Below are 17,978 nucleotides of genomic sequence, written 5' to 3' on the forward strand. Positions count from 1 at the left end.
TAGCTATTAAAATCACTCGAATTGACAAGGGTTATCAAAATAATTGTCAGTTCGAGTGTTTTTTTCCTTCAAAAAAATATATCGAGAACTTTTTTATCATCAACAGAAAACAATTCAAATTCTCGATACTATTTTAATTCCTTTTCAGGCTTTAAAATCACTCGAATTGACAAGAATCATCAAAATAACTGTCAGTTCGAGTGTTTTTTTCCTTCAAAAAAATATATCGAGAACTTTTTTATCATCAACAGAAAACAATTCAAATTCTCGATACTATTTTAATTCTTTTTAGCTATTAAAATCACTCGAATTGACAAGGGTTATCAAAATAATTGTCAGTTCGAGTGTTTTTTTCCTTCAAAAAAATATATCGAGAACTTTTTTATCATCAACAGAAAACAATTCAAATTCTCGATACTATTTTAATTCTTTTTAGCTATTAAAATCACTCGAATTGACAAGGGTTATCAAAATAATTGTCAGTTCGAGTGTTTTTTTCCTTCAAAAAAATATATCGAGAACTTTTTTAGTATCCAAAGAAAATAATTCAAATCTCGATACAATTTTAATTCCTTTTAGTCATTAAAATCACTCGAATTGACAAGGGTTATCAAAATAATTGTCAGTTCGAGTGTTTTTTTCCTTCAAAAAAATATATCGAGAACTTTTTTATCATCAACAGAAAACAATTCAAATTCTCGATACTATTTTAATTCTTTTTAGCTATTAAAATCACTCGAATTGACAAGAATCATCAAAATAATTGTCAGTTCGAGTGTTTTTTTCCTTCAAAAAAATGTATCGAGAACTTTTTTAGTATCAAAAGAAAACAATTCAAATTCTCGATACTATTTTAATTCTTTTCAGTCATTAAAATCACTCGAATTGATACTATTTTAGCAGATAAAGACACGAAATTGAATTATTTTTTTTTGAGTGATACTGTTTCTTATTTTTCTGTTACAAAACTTTTTTTAGCTAAAATTTAAACAGGCACTATGAGTCATAAATTTTTTTATCTTTTTACTTTAGAGTGTTTTAACTTTAAATTAACAAAGGTATGCCTGCTTGTATATAATTTTTTTTAGCCTCTTTTTGTTTAAAAAAACAGGCATGATTATTGTTATTTCTTTTATATATAAACACTTAACTTATTTATTTTGAAAAAAAAATATACAAGAAATTTGTTTCATTTTATTTAAATAAAGATTAATATTGTAAAAAATTAACACAAAAGTATGAGATTAAAAATTTCTTTAATACTTGTTTTACTAACGAATATCACTCTTTTTGCGCAGGTAAAAATTGGTGATAATCCTAGTGATATCAACCCGACTTCTATTTTAGAGCTAGAAAGCACTGATAAGGTTTTCGTTTTAACTCGTATGGATAATACGGTAATGCAAAGCTTGCTTTTAAATTCCGATCCTGATAAACGTCCTTTACAAGGTGCGTTGGTTTATAATACGACTGATAACTGTGTTTTTATGTATAACGGTGCTGCATGGGTTAGTTTATGTAATTTAGCGACGAGTTCTGTTGAAGTAACACCTGCTGCTACTGCTCCTACAGCAAATAATAATTTAGGAGATTTTTGGATTAACACAACAAATAATCAAACAAGTCTTTTTGACGGTGCAGCTTGGGTTTTATTAAATCCGACAACTAATACAGGAAGTTCTGTAAAAGTAACACCTGCTGCTACTGCTCCTACAACAGATAATAATTTAGGAGATTTCTGGATTAATACAACAACCAATCAAACAAGTCTTTTTGACGGTGCAGCTTGGGTTTTATTAAATCCGACAACAAATACAGGAAGTTCTGTAAAAGTAACACCTGCTGCTACTGCTCCTGCAACAGATAATAATTTAGGAGATTTCTGGATTAATACAACAACCAATCAAACAAGTCTTTTTGACGGTGCAGCTTGGGTTTTATTAAATCCGACAACGAATACAACGAGTACTGTTGAAATTACAAAGCAAGCTACTGCTCCTATATTAAATAATACGAAAGGAGATTTTTGGATGAATACCACAACCAATCAAACAAGTATTTATAATGGTACAGCTTGGGTTTTATTAAATGAAAATCCGAAGAAAGGAAATGGAGCACCTACTAATATAACAGCTCCAAATTCTGTGGCTGGTGATATTTATGTAGATACCGCATCAGGAACAATTTATGCCCATAACGGAACAGCTTGGGTTACACAAACAAGCACAACTGTAACAGCAAACAATGGTTTAAATATTGACGCTGCTAACAACATACAGTTAGGTGGAGCTTTAACAAAACCGACAACAATAACAACATCCGCTACAAATACCTTAACTATTGAAGGTTTAGAAGATGGAAACGCAACAACTGATAAGGTTGTTACTGTTGATGCAAATGGTGTTTTAAGAAAAGTAACGCTAGCAAATATAGCTGTTCAGCAAGAGGAAATGGTATTAACAGCTGCGACACTAAATCAAGTAGAGTTTTTAGTAACTTTAAAAACCGAAGATAAAATAAACGTTTATAGAAACGGTGTTCGTGTAGGTTTTACGGTAAACGCTGCTAAAACTGGTATTACATTAGAGGATGATGCAAAATGTTATACAGGCGATCAAATAAGAATAGTACAAATTTATTAAATAAAGAACCCCAATTAAAACCAAAAATGATGAAAAAAACAAACTCGTTCAAATTAGCAATGGTTGCTGTAGGAATGTTAACTATCGGAACTGTTAGCGCACAGCAAACTGATGCTACTAATGCTGATTTAGCAAAACAAGCAACAGCTGTAAAATCTGTAGATAACAAAGGTACAATTAAACATGTACAGGTTGCTAATGGTCTTACTGAAGCTACGGATGCTGCAACTAATGTAACTACTTTTCAATTAGGTGGTGTTTTAGTAGCTCCTACAACTATTACTGCTTCTGCTGGTAAAGCTCTTAATATTGCAGGTATTGCAGAAACAAGTGTTGCTGGTGGTGATTTACCTGCTACTGCTTTTGGTGATGCTGGTTTATCTCTAATGGTTAGAGATGAACAAACTGGCGAAGTTAAAAAATTATTAGCTTCTGATGCTGCTATGTTTTTAAGTGCATTTAGCCCAGCTGCTTATGGTACTGGAAATACGACTACTGTTACGGTTATTGGTTTACCTAAAATTGATCCTGCGGATGCTGTTGATCCTTTAACTAATCTAGCACATAATAATAGCAAATCTAGATTATTTGTATATAAAAACGGTGTTAAATTAGTTTTTGGTACTGACTTTACTGTTAATACTGCTGGACAAGTTGATATATTAGTACCTGTTATAGCAGCAGATGATATTATTGAAGTTCAATACACAAACTAATATTACTGCTTAAAAGCAACAATATATTTTTAACCCTAGGCATTGGTTTTATAATTAAAACCAATGTTTAACGGTTATTTTTAAGATATTACAATTACTTTTTCTCTTTTTTTTATCCCCAAAACCACCTTCTACTACAAGGGTTTAAATTTTAAGATATACTTACTCTTCTATAAATAGCTTATAAATTAGTAATGATTATAATAAAATATAAAATAAATTTATACCGTATGATAAATTATAAATTACTTTTTGTTTTTAGCCTTTTTTTTATCTCTTTAAAAATAAATGCACAACAATTTAAAGTTGTTGATAATAAAGGAACTATAAATACGGTGTTTAAAAATACGGTAACTACAGGAACGCCACCAACTACACCAATAGAAGGCGATGTTTGGTTTGATACTGCTAATAGTGAAATAAAAATTTATGATGCTGCTGTTTGGAAAAAAATAACCAATACAAATCCACTTCTCGATAATATATATACCGCCGATGGAACTATTACTGCTGATAGAACTATAACAGGTAACACAGTAAATAGATTTAATATTGGTTCTTTTAAAGGTTTTTTTATTTATAATACCGAATATATAGATTTACGAGCTACTCAAACTATCAATTTACAAGCAACTAATGGAGTTGATTTACGTAGTACTACTATTGCTCATGAAAATTTTCAAGTAAAAAAACAATTTATAGACGCTAGTAACAATGCTGGTACAAATGGGCAAGTTTTATCATCAACAGGAACAGTTACTAATTGGGTTGATAGCGCAAATAGCACTTGGCTTGCTAAAGATGATAATTTAACTGCGGATAAAAACGATACCAAAATATATAAAAATGATAATGTTGGTATTGGCGATTTTTCAGCAACTACTATCGATGCACAATTACACGTAAAAAGTACTGATGTCCCTTTTAAAATTGAACCAAACACTACTACGCCTACAGGAATAAGTGGCGGACAGATGTTTGTTGACAGCACAAATGGTATTTTATATATTTATGACGGCACAAGAGCGAAATGGCTTAGTGTTGATCGTACTATGGTTGGCTGGGGTGTAAATAACGCTAATACTGGTAATGAATATTTAAGACAATTTAATGGCGCACAGTCTAGTCAAAATGGTTGGCGAATGATTAGAAATGGTACTATTACGGCAATAAGTGCGCAAACAGACATAAATCAAACTTGGACCTTAGAAATTCGTAAAAATGATGGTACAATAGCAATAGCATCATTAACAATAACGAATCAGCAAGGAAACCATAATAATACTCTTAATATTGATGTTAACGAAGGTGATTTTATACAAGCATATTGTAATGGTACTAATGTTAGTCATCCTGAAACTTTAATAGAAATTGCTTGGCGAAAATAAGATTGGTAATAGTATGTAGCAACAAGTAAAATAACTGTAAAAAATAAGTTAAAAAACTTTTAATATAGTAGCGTATTATAGTTAGAGCTGCTTGGCAACAAATAAATTAATATATTTTAGAATGTTTTATTCTCAAATATATTTCAATTATATTTACGCAAAAAATTGATATAAGGCTATTTGATAAAAATAGTATTACTTTTATTGCTAATTGTTAAACAGATGAGAAACTATAAACAGCGTTTATTTACCTTAATTATTACTTTTATTTTAATCTCTTTAAATACAAATGCACAAGAATTTAAAGTTGTTGATAATAAAGGAACTATAAACACGGTATTTAAAAACAACGTAACTACAACGACAACATCAACCGCACCTTTAAATCCCGTAGAGGGCGATGTTTGGTTTAATGATGTTGATAGCGAAATTAAAATTTATGATGGTGCTATTTGGAAAAAATTATCAGATACCAATAACCTTACTACAAATTTTTACAATGCAAATGGAACCTTAACTTCTCATAGGGTTTTAACAGGAAGCACAGGATCTGGCGGAAAATACGACCTTTCTTTTAACGATATTAGAAATTTTACCGTACATACTGATGTAACTGAAATACTTAGTTCAGGCAAAACAAAAATTGGTTCTAGTGTAGGTGATGTAACAATTACAGCTTTTGGAAATATACTGTTAGATAACAACACGAGTATTGCTAAAAGTCTTGGTATTGCTGAAAATCTTACTGTAGATGAAAATTTTAAAGTAAAAAAACAATTTATAGATGCTAGTAACAATGCAGGTGCAAATGGGCAGGTTTTATCATCAACAGGAACAACTACAAAATGGGTTGATAATATCAAAAACAAGGTAACTGCTACTGCAACATCAATTGAGCCTAGTAATTCAATAGAAGGCGATGTTTGGTTTGATACCGTAAATAATGAAATAAAAATTTACGATGCTGATGAGCCTATAGTTGCTAATCAATGGAAAAAACTTTCTAATATTACCGCTGCTGCCAATAATATTTATACTACAAATGGAAATATTACTGCTGATAGAACTATAACAGGTAACATAGTAAATAGATTTGATATTGGTTATTTTAAAGCTTTTATGATTTCCAATACTGAATTTATAACTTTTGACGCTACTGAAATGATCAATTTACAAGCAATTAATGGAGTTAATTTACGTAGTAGTACCATTGCTGATGAAAATTTTCAAGTAAAAAAATCTTTTTTAGATAAGGATGGCGATTCAGGTATAGCAGGGCAAGTTTTATCATCAACAGGAATAGGAACTGATTGGATTGACAATGCCGCACACACAGGAACACCAGGTTCTATATTTTTTGCGGGAACAGATGGGAAGCCAACAGAAAACAACATACAATTAACCTGGGATAACACAGCTCTTAAGCTTTATGTAGGAGCTCCTTTTAACACTACAGATACTAATAAATTAACTGTAAACGGAACAGCAAGAGCTACCCGTTTTAGGAGTTCTAATGGTACCGTAGGAGATCCTGCATTTAAATTTTCAGGTGATAATAATACAGGAATGTACCGTATGGCTGCCGATCAATTAGGTTTTACAACGGGTGGAGTAAATGCTTTATCAATAGATGCTACACAGAATATTAGTATTCCTAAAAATTTATCAGTAACAGGTACTTTTGCTGATACAACAGGTGATGTTGGTACAGCAGGGCAAGTTTTATCATCAACAGGTATAGGTACAGACTGGGTAGATGCTATTGCTTCAGGTAATAGGGGCTCTGTTGATAATATTTATACAGAAAATGGAAGTTTAACTTCAGATAGATTAGTAACAGGTGATAATAAATCATTTCGTTTTACAGATTTAACTGATTTTTATATAGATGATACAAATTATATCGCACTACAATCTACAGGTTATTTAGATTTAAGAGCTGCTAGTGGTATTAACGTAGTTGACCACGCACGTTTTGTAGAAAATATTACTGTAGATAAAGGTTACAAAGATAGTACGGGAAGCTTTGGAGGAAATGGGCAAGTTTTATCATCAACAAGTACAGCTACAAAATGGGTAGATGCTACTGCTAGTGGTAATATTTATACAGAAAATGGAAGACTTACAACTGCCAGAACTTTAGATGCAAATAATCTTAACTTTTCATTAAATAATATTGATGAGTTTAAAGTAAACTCTAATACAGCTGAAATACTTAGTCAAAATAACTCTAAATTCGGGTCTATAAATGGCGGAGTAATTATTGAAGCAGCTAATAATATACAATTAAATAGCAATGCAACTATAACTGAAAACCTTACTATAGCAAAAAACCTTACTGTAAATGAAAATATTTGGGTAAAGAAGCGATTTAAAGATACCAGTGGAAGCCCAGGGTCGTTTGGACAAATTTTAACATCAACAACTTCAGGTACTAATTGGATTGATAATCCTGCATTAAATAATTGGTTAACCACAGGAAACTCAGGAACAACAACGGCTAACTTTTTAGGAACTACCGATGATGTTAAAATGCAAATACGCTCAAATAACATTCCGATGTTAGAGTTTGGTCGTAGGCAAACATTAGGCTTAACTCAACCATACCCAGATTATACTGATATTGATCAATCTGTAGTGCATGTTAAGGGTGCTAATGGTGTTTCGGCTTTACAATTTCAGGCAAGTGGTACTACGTTTTATAAACCCATGTTTTTCACCACTTCAAACGGAAGTTTTAGACTGAAAGGAAGTGCTGGAAAATCAGATTTTTTCGAAATTGGTTCTGCAGGACCTGATAATCAAGGTCGTTTAGAATTTATAGTTGGTGATGATGGCGATGAACCAATGATTTTTAAAAGTTATAACTATAGAGGTGCTGAATTTCATAGAGAATTATTTCGTGTTCAAGGTAGTGCGGATGCTAGAGAGAGTAAAACAAGGTTTGGTATTAATTTAAATCCACAAGAAGTACCTATTGCGGGTAATTTAGATAACAATGCTAATGACGCTTCTTTTAAAAAGGCAAACTCTACCTTTCAAGTAGCTGGTTCTATTTCAAAATCTATTATTAAATCTGATACTGATTTTACTTTAACAGAAGACCATTATACCTTGATTGCTAAAGATCAGTCAAATACTAGAACTATAACCTTACCTGCTGCTAGTAGTGTTACAGGGCGTATTTATATTATAAAAACAAATTGGTATCGAGGAGTGAACTTAAATATTACTTATATAACAAGAACAACTAATACAACTAATTATATACCAAGTCGAAGTACAGTTCAGTTACAATCTGACGGAACTGATTGGCAACAAATAAATTAATTTTCACATATATTAATAGTATGAAAAACTTACTTTTTATCATTTTATCCACTACAGTAACCTTTGCCCAAACGGCATTTAAAAACACGGGGACTATTCAGTTACATGATGATGCAAACATTGCTTTTCATACCAATTTAATTAATGATGGCGATTTTAGAAACAGTAAAGGAACAGCGGGTTTTTATAGTGAGACCGAAACACTAATAGTTTCAGGAGCTAAAAAAGCAACTTTTTACAATCTTGATATCGCTGTTGCAAATAACTTGGTCTTAGAAAAATCATTAGCCCTTACCAACGATTTAAGTTTTATGTATGGTGATGTTATTACAAAGAAAAGCAATCTAGCTATTTCTTTAGAATTTAATAAACATCGTTTTTATGTAGGTGAAGATGATGATAAGCATATTAACGGTTATGCAATGCTAAGAGATACAGGAACTGATGAATTTACATTTCCAATTGGAGATGGCGATAATCTGCGTCCGATGAAATTACCTATTCAAAATAGGCAAAACACTTTTTTAGGTGCTTATTTTTTTGAAGATCCAAATATGCCAACAACTTTTTCTGAAAATTTTTTAACAGATAGTAAGCAAGTCTTTATTGATAACGTTAGTAAAACAGAATTTTGGGATTTAAACGGTGCATCAGAAACAAGCATTACCTTAACTTGGAATGACCGTAGTGATGTAGCGATGCTATCAAAAAATAGTCTTGAAAAATTAAGAGTTGTAGGTTGGAGTAACGACAATGACCAATGGGAAGACCTTGGTGCAACCGAGATAACAGGAAATTTAACCGAAGGATCGGTAACCTCAAGCAGTTTTATTCCTGATAATTATCAAATTATAACCCTAGCATCGGGCTTTACTGATTCAAACAACATAAACCTTTTAATATCACCAAATGGCGATACAAAAAACGAAACATTAGTCTTTAAAAATTTAACAAAATACGATAGTAATAGTTTAGAGATTTTTAACCGTTGGGGTAATCTTGTTTACAATACAGAGAATTACAAAAATGATTGGACAGGAGAATCTACCGGTAGGTTTGTAGTAAATTCGAAAGATAAATTACCTGCAGGTACGTATTTTTACATCTTAAACTATGTAGTTCACGGAGTATCTAAAACACAAAAAGGATGGGTTTATATCAATAGATAGATCTATTTTTATTCTAATTTGTGTAGTCAATAAATTAAAAAAGCAGATGAATATTCATCTGCTTTTTTTTATGTTTACTGTTGTAAAACTTGTGAAAACGATTTTTAAATAGCGTTTAAAATACTATTTAAAGCCTCACTAGGTTTCATAACAACATCAGTTAAAGCATCATTTGGTTGGTAATACCCACCAATGTTAACAGCTTCTCCTTGAACTTTATTCAATTCATTTACAATTACCGCTTCATTTGCTGCTAACTTTTCAGCAATAGGAGCAAACTGTGCTTTTAATGCTGCTTCTTTATTTTGAGCCGCTAAAGCCTCTGCCCAATACATTGCAATATAAAAATGAGAACCTCTATTATCTAACTCTCCAGTTTTTCTAGAAGGTCCTTTTTTGTTATCTAATAATTTATCAGTAGCCAGGTCTAAAGTTTCAGCTAAAACGTTCGCTTTACTATTATTGTTGCTAGTTCCTAAGTGTTCTAAAGAAACAGCTAAGGCTAAAAATTCACCTAATGAATCCCAACGTAAATGATTTTCGTTAACTAATTGTTCAACATGTTTAGGGGCAGAACCACCAGCACCAGTTTCAAATAAACCACCACCATTCATTAACGGAACAATAGATAACATTTTTGCCGAAGTTCCTAATTCTAAAATCGGGAATAAATCGGTTAAATAATCACGTAATACATTTCCTGTAACAGAAATCGTATCTTTTCCATCTTTTACTCTTTCTAAAGTATATTTAGTCGCTTCAACTTGCGATAAAATTTGAATATCTAAACCAGCAGTATCGTGGTTTTGTAAATATTTTTCTACTTTTTTGATAACTTCAGCATCATGCGCTCTTTCTTTTCCTAACCAGAAAATAGCAGGCATTTTTGAAGCTCTAGCACGAGTAACGGCTAACTTTACCCAATCTTGAACAGGTGCATCTTTTGTTTGACACATTCTCCAAATATCGCCTTGTTCCACTTCGTGGGATATTAAAACAGTTCCATTTGAATCAATTACATTAACAGTTCCGTTTGCAGAAATTTCAAAAGTTTTATCATGCGAACCATATTCTTCCGCCTTTTGCGCCATTAAACCAACATTAGGAACCGTTCCCATTGTTGTAGGATCAAAAGCACCATTCTTTTTACAGAAATTGATGGTTTCTTGGTATAAACCAGCATACGAACTATCAGGAATTACTGCTTTGGTATCTTGTAGTTTCCCTGCTTTATTCCACATTTGCCCCGAAGTACGAATCATTGCAGGCATTGAAGCATCAATAATTACATCCGAAGGAACATGTAAATTGGTAATTCCTTTATCAGAATTTACCATTGCTACGTCTGCATTATTTGCATAAATAGCGTCAATATCAGCTAAAATTGCTGCTTTTTTATCGGCAGATACTTCTTCTAAATTACTAAGTAAGTTTCCGAATCCGTTATTTACATCAACACCAATTTCTTCAAAAGTAGCGCTATGTTTTGCGAATAAATCTTTAAAGAAAACACGAACGGCATGCCCAAAAATAATTGGGTCAGAAACCTTCATCATCGTTGCTTTCATGTGTAAAGAAAATAATAATCCTTTTTCTTTGGTATCGGCTAATTCTTCAGATAAAAAAGCCAATAATGCTTTTTTACTCATTACTGAACCGTCAATAATTTCGCCATCTAATAACGAAACTTTTTCCTTTAAGGTAGTTGCTGTTCCGTTTGCGCTTGTATGTACAATTTTTACATCGGTAGCATCTTTTATAGTAACAGATTTTTCGGTATGTGCAAAATCACCATCATTCATTGTAGCAACATGAGTTTCAGAAGTTGAAGCCCAAGCACCCATTGAATGCGGGTTTTTCCTTGCGTAATTTTTCACTGCTTTCGGAGCTCTACGGTCAGAATTTCCTTCACGTAAAACTGGGTTTACAGCCGATCCTTTAATTTTATTATAACGCGCTAAAATAGCTTTTTCGTCCGCTGTATTTGCTTCCTCTGGGAAGTCAGGTAAAGCATACCCTAATGATTGTAATTCTTTAATTGCTGCTTTTAGTTGAGGTACAGATGCAGAAACATTTGGTAATTTAATAATATTAGCTTCTGGTTTTTTAGCCAATTCACCTAAAAAAGCCAAGGCATCTTCAACTTGTTGTTCTTTAGTTAAGAAATCTGAAAAATTAGCAAGAATACGTGCTGCAAGAGAAATATCTTTGGTTTCTATTGCTATATCAGATGATTTTGTAAAGGCTTTTACAATAGGTAAAAACGAACGAGTAGCTAACGCAGGAGCTTCATCCGTTTTCGTGTACATAATTTTTGCTATTTTGCTCATATATCAGTTTTTTAACGCGGTGTTGTTAAAACACGCACAGTTATTATTAAATTTATTGAAGTATTGCAAATTTAAGAATTAGAAATGATTTTTTTGATGCAAAACTGTTAATAGTTAGGGTGTTTTATTATCGATATGATAAAATTAAATCCGAAAAATATGGGTAGATACGCCGATTTATCGCGTCTTTTTTTACGTGTTTATAAACCAAAAAAAAGCGCTGTGAAAAATCACAACGCTTTTTTATAAGTTGAATAAAAAAGTTATTCCTAACCTCTTCTTTCTTTAATTCTTGCTTTTTTACCAGTAAGATCTCTAAAGTAAAAGATACGTGCTCTACGTACAATACCTTTTTTGTTTATTTCAATTTTCTGAATAGCAGGTAAGTTAATAGGGAAGATACGCTCAACACCTACAGTACCAGACATTTTTCTGATAGTAAAAGTTTCAGAAGCACCAACACCTCTTTTTTGAATAACTACACCTCTAAAAAACTGAGTACGTACTTTTTCTCCCTCTCTAATTTCGTAATACACAGTAATTGTATCTCCTGAAGAGAATACTGGTAATTCGTTTCTTGTTACAAATTCGTCTTGAACAAATTTTACTAAATCCATGGTAATGATATTTATATAGTTTTATAAAACAACATACACGAGTATCGTCAGAGGTTAATTTATTGCTGCAAAATTAATCAAAATATTATAAAATACGAACTTATTTTTAAATAATATTTATTGATTTACACTGTTGATTATCAGTTTATTTAATCGATTATTTTTTTAATACATATAGCCAATAGTTTCAAATAAAATAGGTAGCTAAAGTATAAAACGATTATTCATCTAATAAATCGGGCCTTATATTTTTGGTGTGTTCGTAGGCTTTTTCTTCTCGCCACTTGTCAATTTTAGGGAAATTCCCTGATAATAATATTTCAGGAACTTTCATTCCGTCATATTCTGCAGGTCTTGTGTAAACGGGTGGCGATAATAAATTATCTTGAAAAGAATCTGTTAAAGCAGATTGTTCATCGCCTAAAACTCCAGGGATTAAACGCACAACAGCATCGCATAAAATAGCAGCTGCTAATTCTCCGCCTGTTAAAACGTAATCGCCAATAGAAACCTCTTTGGTAATAAATTTATCACGCACACGTTGGTCAACTCCTTTATAATGCCCTGTTAAAATAATGATATTTTCTTTTAACGAAAGCGTATTTGCTATTGATTGATTCAATGTTTTCGCATCAGGTGTCATATAAATAATTTCGTCATATTTTCTTTCAGCTTGTAATTTAGAAATACAAGCATCAATAGGCTCAATCATTAAAACCATTCCTGCGCCACCACCAAATTGGGTGTCGTCTAGTTTTTTGTAAGAGCCAAGCCCATAATCACGTAAATTATGAAAATGAATTTCGGCTAAACCTTTGTCAATAGCGCGTTTCATCATTGAATGTTCAAACGGGCTTTTTAATAAATCGGGTGCTAGGGTAATAATGTCTATTCGCATGTTGGCAAAGATATAATTTTTTTAAATTTCTTAGGAAGCTCTTTTGTAATAAACAGCTCTTTTTTTGTAAAAGGATGCTCAAATTGTAGGCTAGAGGCGTGTAAATACAATCCTTTTCCGTTTAAAACAAAGCCGTCTAAAAAATGTTCTTTATCGCCTAAAATAGGGCTATTTATAGCTAATAAATGTTTTCTTAACTGATGTTTACGCCCTGTTTTTGGTGTTAATTCAACAAGATTTAACATTTTGAATCGTTCAGAAATAACTGATTTTATCAGTTTATAAGATGTTTCAGCTTTTTTATCATCAATAGGAAAATCAATAATTCCGTTATTTTCTATTTTCCCGATAGTTACTGCATGATATGTTTTTTGAATTTCTTTATCCTCAAATAATTTATTTAAAGCGATGATACTCGAACTTGTTTTTCCAACCAATAAAAGCCCACTTGTTGGATAATCTAATCGATGTACAGGTCGAGGGCGAACAGCATCTTCTAAAGGGCTTTTTTTGATATTTTGCAAGAGTGCATTATCAATAGTTGCAAACGAGTTTCCACTAACTAAAATACCAGCAGGTTTATAAATAACAGCTAAATAATCATCTTCAAAAATAATTTCTAACGGAAAATCAAAGTGCTTAAAAGTAGTGTCTTCGCCAATTTTATACAATTCTATTTTTTCATTTCCAGTGATAAATAGGGCAGAAGTGGCAATTTTTTTATCAACAAAAATTAAGTTTTTTTTTAGCGCTTTTTTAATACCCGATTTTGTTGGAATGGTTTTAAAAATTCCAACACCGTATTCTTGCAATCGAATGGGGTTTTCTAGTAACGGCACTTTATGAGTTTCAGATAGGGTCATTTAATATATAAAAATAGATTCTCGTATTTGGTTTTGTATTTATTTTTCTTCTTCTTTAATTTCAGTAATTTTTACGCTGCAAAAAGAGCGTAAATCTTCAAAAAAGAGCGTAAAATCTTCTTCAAATAAGCGGTAATGGTTTTCTAAATCTTCCGAAGCCAGATTCATTTGAGATTTTCCTTGTGTACGTTTATTAATGCCGTTTAATACTTCTTGAATTCCGTTGGTAAATTGATAATTATACAGCCAATTATACCGTATCATATTTGGCAATAATTTTTGTGTTTTTTCAGGGAGAATCTGTTTGTTTTCTTCTAATAATTGATACACAGAATTTACGTAAATATCTAAAGGGATTTCTGAATAAATAGCCCAGTTTTTAGCTAAAAAATGATCGAAAAAGATGTCAATAATTACGCCGTCGTAATGTCCGTAGCGTTCGTGTAAACGTCTTTTACTTTTTCTAACAATTTTATGTGCATCGGTATAGGTATCAATTTGGCGGTGTAAAAGAATGCCTTTTTGAATTTGTGGGTTAAAATGAGTTATTTTGTTGCCTTTAATATGATCGGCAATAAAATTTCCAATCATTAATTGCGTGTCATTTCCTGATAAATATAAGTGTGATAACAAATTCATAGCGTAAATGTAAACAAAAAAACCACAACAGTTAGGTTGTGGTTTTTAAGATGTTATTTACTGTTTAGTTTTTACTAGGGATATTTTTTAAAATTTCTAATAAAAATTTCCAATATTTTTGTGTTGATGAAATTTGAGCACATTCGTCAGGAGAGTGTGGTCCTCTAATATTTGGTCCGAAAGAAACCATGTCCATATCAGGGTAATTTTGCCCTAAAAGACCGCATTCTAAACCTGCATGACAAGCAGCTACATTTGGCTGCTCGTTATGTAATTCTACATATAATTTTTCAACAACTTTTAATATTTCAGAATTTAAATTTGGCAACCAACCAGGATACGAACCAGAAAATTCAACATCAAAACCTGCTAATTCAAAAGCCGAACGCATTGCGTTTGCTAAATCCCATTTATTACTTTCTGAAGAAGAACGAGTTAAACAAGCGATTCTTATTTTTCCGTCTTTTGCAGTAACACGAGCGATATTATTAGAGGTTTCTACTAATCCTTCAATATCTGGGCTCATACGATATACACCATTTAAAGCCGTGTACATTGATTTTATAAATCCTTCTTGAATACCTAAATCCATCACGTTTTTAGGGGTTTCAACTTGTTCTAATTCAATTGATAAATTAACTTCTAATAAAGCAAATTCTGCTTTAATCGTATTTATTAATTGTTGAGTTTCAAATAAGAAAGGTTCTTTTGATACAGTATCAACAACAACTGTTGAAAAACTTTCACGAGGAATAGCATTACGTAAACTACCGCCATTTATATGGGCAACACGTAAACCAAAGTTTGTAAAACCATCAAATAATAAACGATTCATTATTTTATTGGCATTTCCTAAACCTTTAATAATATCCATTCCTGAATGACCTCCTTTTAAACCTGTAATAGAAATTTTAAAAGCCGTTGTATTTTCAGGAGTAGCTTCTTGAGTATAAGTTCTTGTAGCGGTAACATCGACACCACCTGCACAACCCATGCTAATTTCGTCATCATCTTCGGTGTCTAAATTTAATAAGATTTCTCCTTTTAAAATGCCACCTTCTAAGCCCATTGCACCAGTCATACCAGTTTCTTCATCAATAGTAAACAAAGCTTCAATAGCAGGATGTACAATTTCTGAAGATTCTAAAATAGCCATAATTGAGGCAACACCTAAACCGTTATCGGCACCCAAAGTAGTTCCCTTAGCCCTTACCCAATCACCATCAACAAACATTTTAATTCCTTCTGTATCAAAATCGAAAACAGTGTCAGAGTTTTTTTGATGTACCATGTCTAAATGACTTTGAAGTACAATGGCTTTACGGTTTTCCATTCCTAAAGAAGCTGGCTTGCGAATAATTACGTTTCCAACCTTATCGACCATCGTTTCTAATTGCAAGTTTTTACCAAAATCAACCATAAATTGGATAACTTTTTCTTCTTTTTTAGATGGACGAGGTACGGCATTTAAGTCGGCAAAATTCTTCCAAACAGCTTTAGGCTCTAAGTTTCTTATTTCTGAATTCATTGTAAATTGTTTGTTTAAATGTAAGCAACAAAGATACTTTTTTAAACTGATATATTTTAGCGATGCTATTTGAAAAATTGTAAATTTGCGGCATGGATTTTTCTTCAAAATTACTAGAAAAAGCAGTCGATGAGGTAAGTCGATTGCCAGGAATAGGCAAGCGAACGGCGCTTCGTTTGGTCTTACATTTATTAAAACAACCTACTGAAAACACCGCTTATTTAACAAGTGCTTTAACGCAGTTACGAAACGATGTAAAAGCCTGTAAAAAATGTCATAATATTTCCGATACCGTTTTATGTGAAATTTGCAATAACCCGAATAGAAACGCTAGTATTGTATGTGTTGTTGAAGATCTTCGAGATGTAATGGCTATTGAAAACACGGCACAATTTAGAGGGATGTATCATGTTTTGGGTGGTAAAATTTCGCCCATTGAAGGAATTGGTCCTCAAAATTTAGAAATAGCATCTTTGGTTGCTAAGGTTAAAAAAGGCGAAATAAAAGAATTGATTTTCGCTTTGAGTGCAACGATGGAAGGCGATACTACAAATTTTTATATTTACAAGCAAATAGAAGATTGCAATATAACAACCTCTACCATTGCCCGTGGAATTTCGGTAGGCGATGAGTTAGAATATGCCGACCAAATTACTTTAGGTAGGTCTATTGTAAACCGTATTCCTTTTGAGCAGTCAATAAAAGTGTGATAAAAGAGAAGTGATATAAAAAGTGCATAAAAAAATCCGAAATTTTTAAAATTTCGGATTTTTTATGAGTTACTGTCTTTTGTAAGTTAAACCATTACTAGGAAAGGTAAATTCTTGTTTATCTTCAGAGAAAGTAATGTTTAAATCGGCACCATTACCTGTATATCCGTGTTTTTTAAAGTTATAAGTATTGTTTTTGTTATTTTTCCAATAGCCTTTATAAGATGATTTTTCATCCTTAGCGCATAAATTATTGGTGTTATTATAATCATTAAAAATATAATAACCATTATTAACAAAGGTGTAGCTGTCTTTTTTTTGGCAAATATCTGTTATAGCTATGGTGTTTTTGTGGGTTAATTTCCAAATACCGATAAGAGGATCTTTGGTTTCTATTAGTTCTTCAGGGGTTGGTATTTCATCACTTTTAGAAGCACATGAACTAAGTAAAATAAGGCTAATAAATACTAAAAATATTTTTTTCATACTGTTGTTTTAAGATTGTTTTTTAAGGTGTTTTTAATTTTTTTTGATGTCAAAATAAAAATTAACGGATTATTTATCCTGTTTTTTAAGCAATTCACTGTCTTGTTTGTCCCAAGATTTTTTAGCTCTTAATTTTTTGTAAAACTGAATTCCAAGCATTAATAATACACCAAAAAGAATAATTCCTGCAACTCCCCAAACCCAACTAATCGTGTTTTTTAAAACCACTAAAAAAACGACGGCAAACAAAATTATAGTTGGTGCTTCGTTAAATATTCTTAATTTTGTAGGGCTGTAATTTATTTCATCTCGCTGTAATTCTTTATATATTTTATGACAAAATCCGTGGTAAAAATATAAGGCTAAAACAAAGGCTAATTTAACGTGCATCCAAGGCAATTCTAAATAAATAGGATTTTCTATAAGCATCCAAATAGCAAAAAAACTCGCTAAAAATAACGATGGCCAGGTAATAATATACCACAAACGCTTGGTCATTAATTTGTACTGCGTTTGTAAAATTGTTTTGGCAGGTTCTTCTTTTTTTTCGGCTTCTACATGATAAATAAATAAGCGCCCAACATAAAATAAACCCGCAAACCAAGTAACTACAAAAATAATATGTAGTGCTTTTATATATAAAAAATCCATAATAAAAAAAA

The 17,978-nt window shown here is 31.8% G+C and carries 14 protein-coding genes; 6 read left to right on the forward strand and 8 right to left on the reverse strand.

All coding sequences use genetic code 11. The annotated features are described in order from the left end of the window. Window positions 1-1,238: 1,238 nt before the first annotated feature. The 5 genes from AQ1689_RS11645 to AQ1689_RS11665 all read left to right on the forward strand — a co-directional run bounded on the left by AQ1689_RS11645 (window position 1,239) and on the right by AQ1689_RS11665 (window position 9,245). Window positions 1,239-2,642: a hypothetical protein gene (locus AQ1689_RS11645; RefSeq protein ID WP_101956187.1), complete on the forward strand. Its 1,404-nt coding sequence runs from the start codon at window positions 1,239-1,241 to the stop codon at window positions 2,640-2,642. A gap of 29 nt (window positions 2,643-2,671) precedes the next feature. After that, complete coding sequence (locus tag AQ1689_RS11650; RefSeq protein WP_145993771.1) at window positions 2,672-3,358, forward strand: hypothetical protein; 687 nt, start codon at window positions 2,672-2,674, stop codon at window positions 3,356-3,358. 230 nt (window positions 3,359-3,588) lie between these two features. Beyond that, the gene (locus AQ1689_RS11655; RefSeq protein WP_101956189.1) at window positions 3,589-4,746 is read left to right on the forward strand and encodes a hypothetical protein; all 1,158 of its coding nucleotides are present in this window, start codon (window positions 3,589-3,591) and stop codon (window positions 4,744-4,746) included. Between the two features lie 222 nt (window positions 4,747-4,968). Then, window positions 4,969-8,076: a hypothetical protein gene (locus AQ1689_RS11660; RefSeq protein ID WP_101956190.1), complete on the forward strand. Its 3,108-nt coding sequence runs from the start codon at window positions 4,969-4,971 to the stop codon at window positions 8,074-8,076. Between the two features lie 20 nt (window positions 8,077-8,096). Further along, window positions 8,097-9,245 (forward strand): gliding motility-associated C-terminal domain-containing protein, encoded by a 1,149-nt coding sequence (locus AQ1689_RS11665; protein ID WP_101956191.1) that lies wholly within the window; start codon window positions 8,097-8,099, stop codon window positions 9,243-9,245. A 104-nt stretch (window positions 9,246-9,349) separates the two neighbouring features. Here AQ1689_RS11665 and AQ1689_RS11670 read toward each other — a convergent pair whose 3' ends face one another. From AQ1689_RS11670 to AQ1689_RS11695, 6 genes are all read right to left on the reverse strand, one after another. Further along, window positions 9,350-11,575: an NADP-dependent isocitrate dehydrogenase gene (locus AQ1689_RS11670; RefSeq protein WP_101956192.1), complete on the reverse strand. Its 2,226-nt coding sequence runs from the start codon at window positions 11,573-11,575 to the stop codon at window positions 9,350-9,352. Between the two features lie 269 nt (window positions 11,576-11,844). Continuing rightward, on the reverse strand, window positions 11,845-12,192 hold the full coding sequence (gene rplS, locus AQ1689_RS11675) for a 50S ribosomal protein L19 (RefSeq protein ID WP_101915461.1): 348 nt from the start codon (window positions 12,190-12,192) through the stop codon (window positions 11,845-11,847). Window positions 12,193-12,412: 220 nt separating this feature from the next. Beyond that, on the reverse strand, window positions 12,413-13,090 hold the full coding sequence (gene trmD / locus AQ1689_RS11680) for a tRNA (guanosine(37)-N1)-methyltransferase TrmD (RefSeq protein WP_101915462.1): 678 nt from the start codon (window positions 13,088-13,090) through the stop codon (window positions 12,413-12,415). Then, the gene (locus AQ1689_RS11685; protein ID WP_101956193.1) at window positions 13,081-13,953 is read right to left on the reverse strand and encodes an RluA family pseudouridine synthase; all 873 of its coding nucleotides are present in this window, start codon (window positions 13,951-13,953) and stop codon (window positions 13,081-13,083) included. Before AQ1689_RS11685 ends, trmD begins: the two co-directional genes overlap by 10 nt. A gap of 39 nt (window positions 13,954-13,992) precedes the next feature. Beyond that, a complete protein-coding gene (locus tag AQ1689_RS11690; RefSeq protein ID WP_101956194.1) occupies window positions 13,993-14,592 on the reverse strand; it encodes an acyl carrier protein phosphodiesterase in 600 nt (199 codons plus the stop codon). Window positions 14,593-14,656: 64 nt separating this feature from the next. Further along, window positions 14,657-16,120, reverse strand: coding sequence for an aminoacyl-histidine dipeptidase (locus AQ1689_RS11695; protein WP_101956195.1), 1,464 nt, complete (start codon window positions 16,118-16,120; stop codon window positions 14,657-14,659). Window positions 16,121-16,212: 92 nt separating this feature from the next. On the opposite strand from AQ1689_RS11695, the gene recR reads away from it, so the two are divergent. Continuing rightward, window positions 16,213-16,830: a recombination mediator RecR gene (gene recR / locus AQ1689_RS11700; protein WP_101956196.1), complete on the forward strand. Its 618-nt coding sequence runs from the start codon at window positions 16,213-16,215 to the stop codon at window positions 16,828-16,830. A 69-nt stretch (window positions 16,831-16,899) separates the two neighbouring features. Here recR and AQ1689_RS11705 read toward each other — a convergent pair whose 3' ends face one another. Together AQ1689_RS11705 and AQ1689_RS11710 are read right to left on the reverse strand one after the other, a co-directional pair. Continuing rightward, entirely contained in the window at window positions 16,900-17,316 is a 417-nt protein-coding gene (locus AQ1689_RS11705; RefSeq protein WP_101915467.1) for a putative periplasmic lipoprotein, read from the reverse strand. Window positions 17,317-17,385: 69 nt separating this feature from the next. Continuing rightward, window positions 17,386-17,967, reverse strand: a complete 582-nt coding sequence (locus AQ1689_RS11710) for a CopD family protein (protein ID WP_101915468.1) — start codon at window positions 17,965-17,967, stop codon at window positions 17,386-17,388. Window positions 17,968-17,978: the final 11 nt, after the last annotated feature.

Origin of the sequence: Tenacibaculum finnmarkense (genome assembly GCF_900239185.1) — a bacterium.
Lineage (GTDB): Bacteria > Bacteroidota > Bacteroidia > Flavobacteriales > Flavobacteriaceae > Polaribacter > Polaribacter finnmarkensis.

What these genes read in the sequence shown, in the direction of transcription:
- AQ1689_RS11645 (WP_101956187.1), top strand. Translation starts at nt 1,239, where the DNA reads ATGAGATTAAAAATTTCTTTAATACTTGTTTTACTAACGAATATCACT.
- AQ1689_RS11650 (WP_145993771.1), top strand. Translation starts at nt 2,672, where the DNA reads ATGAAAAAAACAAACTCGTTCAAATTAGCAATGGTTGCTGTAGGAATG.
- AQ1689_RS11655 (WP_101956189.1), top strand. Translation starts at nt 3,589, where the DNA reads ATGATAAATTATAAATTACTTTTTGTTTTTAGCCTTTTTTTTATCTCT.
- AQ1689_RS11660 (WP_101956190.1), top strand. Translation starts at nt 4,969, where the DNA reads ATGAGAAACTATAAACAGCGTTTATTTACCTTAATTATTACTTTTATT.
- AQ1689_RS11665 (WP_101956191.1), top strand. Translation starts at nt 8,097, where the DNA reads ATGAAAAACTTACTTTTTATCATTTTATCCACTACAGTAACCTTTGCC.
- AQ1689_RS11670 (WP_101956192.1), bottom strand. Translation starts at nt 11,575, where the DNA reads ATGAGCAAAATAGCAAAAATTATGTACACGAAAACGGATGAAGCTCCT.
- rplS (WP_101915461.1), bottom strand. Translation starts at nt 12,192, where the DNA reads ATGGATTTAGTAAAATTTGTTCAAGACGAATTTGTAACAAGAAACGAA.
- trmD (WP_101915462.1), bottom strand. Translation starts at nt 13,090, where the DNA reads ATGCGAATAGACATTATTACCCTAGCACCCGATTTATTAAAAAGCCCG.
- AQ1689_RS11685 (WP_101956193.1), bottom strand. Translation starts at nt 13,953, where the DNA reads ATGACCCTATCTGAAACTCATAAAGTGCCGTTACTAGAAAACCCCATT.
- AQ1689_RS11690 (WP_101956194.1), bottom strand. Translation starts at nt 14,592, where the DNA reads ATGAATTTGTTATCACACTTATATTTATCAGGAAATGACACGCAATTA.
- AQ1689_RS11695 (WP_101956195.1), bottom strand. Translation starts at nt 16,120, where the DNA reads ATGAATTCAGAAATAAGAAACTTAGAGCCTAAAGCTGTTTGGAAGAAT.
- recR (WP_101956196.1), top strand. Translation starts at nt 16,213, where the DNA reads ATGGATTTTTCTTCAAAATTACTAGAAAAAGCAGTCGATGAGGTAAGT.
- AQ1689_RS11705 (WP_101915467.1), bottom strand. Translation starts at nt 17,316, where the DNA reads ATGAAAAAAATATTTTTAGTATTTATTAGCCTTATTTTACTTAGTTCA.
- AQ1689_RS11710 (WP_101915468.1), bottom strand. Translation starts at nt 17,967, where the DNA reads ATGGATTTTTTATATATAAAAGCACTACATATTATTTTTGTAGTTACT.